This window comes from Pseudomonas sp. CM27 (assembly GCF_013179515.1).
Classification (GTDB): Bacteria; Pseudomonadota; Gammaproteobacteria; order Pseudomonadales; family Pseudomonadaceae; genus Aquipseudomonas.
Genome location: NZ_JABMCN010000329.1, coordinates 1 through 5,623 on the forward strand (window position 1 = coordinate 1; position 5,623 = coordinate 5,623).

The 5,623-nt window shown below is 63.5% G+C and carries 4 protein-coding genes; 3 read left to right on the plus strand and 1 reads right to left on the minus strand.

Annotation, left to right across the window (positions count from 1 at the left end; genetic code table 11):
* The coding region (locus HP547_RS26910) for a LysR substrate-binding domain-containing protein (RefSeq protein WP_172288460.1) at positions 1 to 896 on the plus strand (896 nt) is incomplete at its 5' end.
* Positions 897 to 1,175: 279 nt separating this feature from the next.
* Positions 1,176 to 2,546 (plus strand): MFS family transporter, encoded by a 1,371-nt coding sequence (locus tag HP547_RS26915; protein WP_172288462.1) that lies wholly within the window; start codon positions 1,176 to 1,178, stop codon positions 2,544 to 2,546.
* 179 nt (positions 2,547 to 2,725) lie between these two features.
* Here HP547_RS26915 and prpR read toward each other — a convergent pair whose 3' ends face one another.
* Positions 2,726 to 4,672: a propionate catabolism operon regulatory protein PrpR gene (prpR, locus tag HP547_RS26920; protein ID WP_172288464.1), complete on the minus strand. Its 1,947-nt coding sequence runs from the start codon at positions 4,670 to 4,672 to the stop codon at positions 2,726 to 2,728.
* 199 nt (positions 4,673 to 4,871) lie between these two features.
* Between prpR and HP547_RS26925 the strand changes: the two genes are divergently transcribed.
* Positions 4,872 to 5,623 (plus strand): phosphotransferase family protein (locus HP547_RS26925; protein WP_256676453.1); only part of this gene is annotated, 752 nt, incomplete at its 3' end.

The window sequence follows — 5,623 nt, forward strand, 5'->3', positions numbered from 1 at the left end:
TCCACGTGGCAGAACTTGGCAGCTTGAGCAAGGCGTCGGACCGGCTGCACGTGGCGCAACCGGCATTGAGTCGGCAGATCCGGCAGTTGGAAAAGGAGCTGGGCGTCTATCTGTTCGAGCGCCATGGCCGTGGGATGGAAATCACCGCAGCGGGGCTCGAGGTGCTGGAGCGGGCCACCCGCATCATGAACGAGCTGGAATCCATTCGTACCTCGGTGGCCGGCGGCCGCGCGGCGTTTCGCGGCATGGTCGCCATCGGCACCACGCCGACCATCGCCGAGATCGTCACGGTTCCGCTGGTCAAGCGCATCAGCGACACCCACCCGGACCTGTCCATCCGCTTTTCATCGGCCTTCAGCGGCTACCTGCTGGACTGGTTGCAGCGCGGCGAACTGGAACTCGCCATCTCCTACGATCCGCAGCCCCTGCATACACTGCGCATCGAACCGGTGATGATGGAAAACCTGGTGCTTGTTGGCCCTCCCGATTCTGGGCTGAGTCTCGATACGGCGGTACCATTCGCACAGTTGGCCAGTGAACCGATGGTCTTGCCCAGCCCCCGTCATGGGCTGCGCAAGATCATGGACCAATGTGCCCTGGAGCGCGGCTTCAAGATCACCACCAGCGTCGAGGCGGATTCATTCGGCGCAATGATCGACCTGGTGCGCAATGGCTTCGGCTACACCGCATTGCCCTTGGCGTCGATTTACTCGCGCTTGAACGACGGCACTTTGTGCGCCGCACCGCTGGTCGACCCCACGCCCATGCGCAAACTGGTGCTGGTGCTGCCTGCTGACCGCCAGGTGAGCCCGGCAACCCGCTATGTCGGCCAGACCTTCGTCGATATTGCCTCGGAGCTTGTGGCCGAAGGCATCTGGGCTGGGCATATGCTGTGACGCAGCCACAGCCAGCTATTCAATTGAGGCATAACTGCTAGAGGGTAGCGGGTCTGGCCGCTATTCAGGCGAGGGCGTAGCTTTGCTCGGGAATAAAAGTCAGTGCGCTTTCGCTGACTTGTAAAATAATAGATCCCAAAAGGTACCCCCATGATGCGCGTTTTATCGCCATGCGTTTTGCCGCCTGCTTTTTCCCGCCACGACTCCAGCTCGATCGATCGAACGTAAACCGACGCTGTCGTTCCTGCCTTGCGTTTGCCTAAGATCTGGAGTTACCTCATGCACGCCGACAATAACAATCCCGCTGCGCCTGATATCCACAACCTGACCAACCGCCAACGAATCCGCGCCATTCTCGGTGCCTGCTCCGGTAACCTGGTGGAGTGGTACGACTTCTTCATCTACGCCTACACCTCGATCTACTTCGCAGCCCTGTTCTTCCCCCAAGGCGACCAGACCACGCAGTTGCTGGCGACCGCCGGGATCTTCGCCGTGGGCTTTTTCATGCGCCCATTGGGCGGGTGGATCTTCGGTTACCTGGCCGATACCCGGGGCCGCAAGTTTTCCATGATCATCTCTGTGTTCCTGATGTGTGGCGGCTCGCTGATGATTGCCGTGCTGCCCACTTATGAGTCCGTAGGCATGGCAGCTCCGGTGCTGCTGCTGATAGCCCGCCTGATGCAGGGGCTCTCGGTCGGTGCTGAATATGGCACCGGAGCCACCTACATCAGCGAGATTTCCCGCAAGGGCAAGCGCTGCTTCTTTGGCTCGTTCCAGTATTTCACCATCATCGCCGGCCAGCTGCTCGCGCTGCTCACGGTGGTGGTGCTGCAGAACGTGCTGCCGATCGAGGAGCTCAAGGCCTGGGGCTGGCGTATTCCGTTCTTCATCGGTGCGGTGAGCGCACTGGTGGTGGTATATCTGCGCCGTTCAATGCTTGAGACCGCCCATGCTCAGGGCGCGAAACACAAGGAAGCCGGCTCGATCAAAGCGCTGATGAAGCACAAGAAGGCTCTGTTGCTGACCATCGCCATTACGGCCGGTTGCTCGCTCCATTTCTACACCTTCTCCACCTATATGCAGAAATACCTGGTGGTGTCGGCCGGCTTCGATCCCTCGACGGTCAGCTTCATCATGACCGCCGCGCTGGTGGTGTTCATGTGTCTGCAGCCGGTGTTCGGGATGATGGCCGATCGTATCGGCTCGCGTAACAGCATGATTGCCTTCGGCCTGCTGTCGAGCGTGTTGATCGTGCCATTGCTCACGGGCCTGAAGAGCGTCAGCAACCCGTACGAGGCCTTTGCGCTGGTGATGCTAGGGCTGCTGATTGCAGCGTTCTATACGCCAGTGACCGGCGTGCTCAAGGCTGACCTGTACCCGGCCACCGTTCGTGCGCTGGGAGTAGGCTTACCTTACGCACTGGGCAATGCGTTGTGTGGCGGCACGGCCGAGTACGTGGCACTGTCATTGCGCGGCGCGGGGGTGGAGTCGTACTTCTACTATTACGTGGCGGCCATGAGCGCCATTACGCTGCTGGCTGCCGTACTCATGCCCGACCTGCGCAAACATGGTTACCTCGACGGCACCGGGGCGGTGGAGGAGAACACCGGCTTGCGCGGCGGCGCTGCGTACTCCAACGCGAGGGGCTGAATCCTGGCCCGGGCAGCCGCCGGGTATCTTTACCACTATGCTGCCCGGTCCTGTAGTGTCTCGATGCAGTGCCTGGAGACAGTACGGGCCCGTACTGGAGCGCTCGTGACGAACGTCTTCCATCGACCCGGAGCAGATACTGAGTCGGTAATCGGCCGTCAGGTGGCTAACTACCAGATTCACCGCACTGCCCTGAGCCTTCGCCATAACGTGGTCCGGCTGATGCCCAGCTGCCGCGCCGCTTCGTCGAGATTGCCCTGGCAGTTGTCCAGGGTTTCCTGCACATGGCGCAACTGAGCGGCCTTGCCGATGCTGTGCAGGTCCGACTCCCGGGAGGGCCTGGCACGGCTGGTTGGCGTAACCCCTTCGCACAGCTCGGGCAGCACCCGCGCCAAGTACTGTTCGTCTACGCCATGCTCCCCCAGCAGCTCACGGGCCGAGAGCATCGCCCGCTCGATTACGTTCTCCAGCTCACGCACATTGCCCGGCCACCCGTGGCGTGTCAGGTAAGGCAACAGGGCGCCTGGCACGTCCGCCGCGCCCGGTGGCTGGCCTTGGACCAGCAGGCGCTGGCTGATGCCCCGGCAGATCAGGGCAATATCCTCGGGGCGCTCGCGCAAAGGGGTGGTCTGCAGGCGCAGGATATTGAGTCGGTAATACAGGTCGGTACGGAAGTCGCCATCGACTATCGCGCTTCGCAGGTCTTGATGGGTAGCGGCGATGATGCGCACATCGATCGCGATCGGCTCGGTGCCGCCCAGGCGCAGTACTTCGCGCTCCTGCAGCACACGCAGCAGGCGCGTTTGCAGCGGCACGGGCATGTCGCCGATCTCGTCGAGAAACAGTGTGCCGCGGTGCGCCACTTCGAACAGGCCAGGCTTGCCGCCCTTGCGTGAGCCGCTGAAGGCGCCTTCCTCGTAGCCGAACAGTTCGCTTTCCAGCAGCGTCTCCGGGAACGCCGCGCAGTTAATGGCGACGAAGGGGCCTTGTCGGCGCGGGCTCTCGTTGTGGATGCCCTGGGCCAGCAACTCTTTGCCGGTGCCGCTTTCACCGGTGATCAGGATGGTTGACTGGCTGGCGGCAAAACGCCTGGCCAGCTGCAGCATTTCGCGGTTGGCCCGGCTGTTGCCGTCGAGCTGCTCAAGGCGGTACCGGGCGGTAAAGGCGCCGGGCCGGCGGGTGGAACGGATGCGCTGGTCCGCCCGCTGCACGGCGGTGGTGTCCTGGCAGGTCAGGACCAGGCCGGTGCGCTGGCCGTTCTCGAGGATCGGCAGCAGGTTGCTGACCACTGCATGTGAGCCGAGCCGGATCACCCGGTTTTCTTCGCCGCCCTCTGCAAACGCCTGCTGCAGGTCCAGTTCCGGGCACAGCTGCTGCAGCGGACGGCCCAGCGCCGCGCTGAGCGGCAAATCCAGCAGCTGAGCCAGGGCCGGATTGAGCGACTGCACCACGCCCTGGTTGTCGACCGCCGCCACGCCGGTGGGGATGTGTTGCAGCACGGCGTTCAAGTGCCGGCGCTTGGCGATCTCGATCCGTTGGCTATCAAGGATGCCCACGGCCTCCTCGAGCGCCTTGCGCACAGTGTCCTCGCTCAGTGACAGCACGCCGTGCAGGCCGGCCTGTTCCGCCAGCTCCACCACCGTCGATGAGCCGATGATGCTGCGACACCCCATCCGTGCGGCCTGTTCGACTTCCTGGCGCGCTTCTTCCAGGGAGGTGTAGGCAGCCTGGTGAACCTGCACGGTGAACAGCCCGGCCATGGCCTGAAGGCCCTGGTCGATGCGGTTGTAGCTGAGCAAGGTCACTTGCGAGGCATGCTCGCGCGCTTGCCCCAGTGCCCGCAGCAGGTCACCGCCGCCCACACGCATCGTCAGTACCGGGCGCGCCAGGTGCTTACGCAGGTAGGCAGCAGTGGCCCCGGCGCAGATGAACACGTCGGCTTCTCCGCGCAATTCCAGTTCGCGGGCGGCTTGCAGTACCTCGGTCACCGAGGTGTCGAGCACTTCGATGTGGGTGTCGGGGTAGTCCGCGGCGAGCGCGGCCACCATTTGCGCGAGGCGGCTGCGTTGCAGGGGGCGCTGCAGGTGACTGATCAGCACGACGACCTGGGAGGTGGGGGAATGCATGGCGGCGCCTGTTCAGAAATGAATTGTTTCCATCCTGAACCAATTTGTTTCATCTATGCAATTCCGCGCTTCGCCAGCCTTTCCCATGAGCCGCTGCAGGCCAGGCATGACGGGGCTTGCAGATGATCCTGAGAAAGTTGGCCCGGGTGTTGCTCCAGTTGACCTGCCCACTTCAAACCGAAGGCAGGACCATTGATTCATGATCAGTTCCTCTACGACTTGTCCGGCAGGCGACATGCTCGCGGTCGCGACCGATGAGCAGCGCCTTGTCGACTTCATCCGTGAGCAGGCAACGGCAACGCGTGTTGAGATTCAAGCCCGCAAGCGTCTGAGCGGCGGTGCCATCCAGGAAAACTGGCTGCTCGAACTGCTGATCGAGGGCGGTCCCTGGGCCGGTACCCGGCGCTGGGTGTTGCGCAGCGACGCGCTGTCCGCGCTGCCGGCCAGCCTCGACCGCGCCCAGGAGTTCGCCGTGTTGCAGGTGGCCCACCAGGCCGGGGTAAAAGTTCCGCGGCCACTCTGGCTGTGCCGCGATACGCAGGTCCACGGGCGGGTGTTCTTCCTGATGGAGTATGTGTCGGGTGTCGCTGCCGGGCGGGTGCTCAGCGCAGGAGCGGGCGCCCAGGGCCGGGCCCGGCTGGCGGAGCAGCTCGGCGCCAACCTGGCGCGCCTGCATCAGATCCGCCCGCCGAGTGCGGCATTGGACTTCTTGCCCGTGCCGCAGCGTTCGCCTGCCCTGGCCACCGTCGATGCCTATCGGCGTTACCTCGACACCCTCGACGATGCCTACCCGGCACTGGAGTGGGGCCTGCGCTGGTGCGAACTGCATGCACCGCGAGACAGCCGTCTGTGTCTGCTGCACCGCGACTACCGCACGGGCAACTACCTGGCCAGCGAGCAGGGGCTGGAAGCGGTGCTGGACTGGGAATTCACCGGCTGGGGCGACCCTTG

What these genes read in the sequence shown, in the direction of transcription:
- HP547_RS26915 (WP_172288462.1), top strand. Translation starts at nt 1,176, where the DNA reads ATGCACGCCGACAATAACAATCCCGCTGCGCCTGATATCCACAACCTG.
- prpR (WP_172288464.1), bottom strand. Translation starts at nt 4,672, where the DNA reads ATGCATTCCCCCACCTCCCAGGTCGTCGTGCTGATCAGTCACCTGCAG.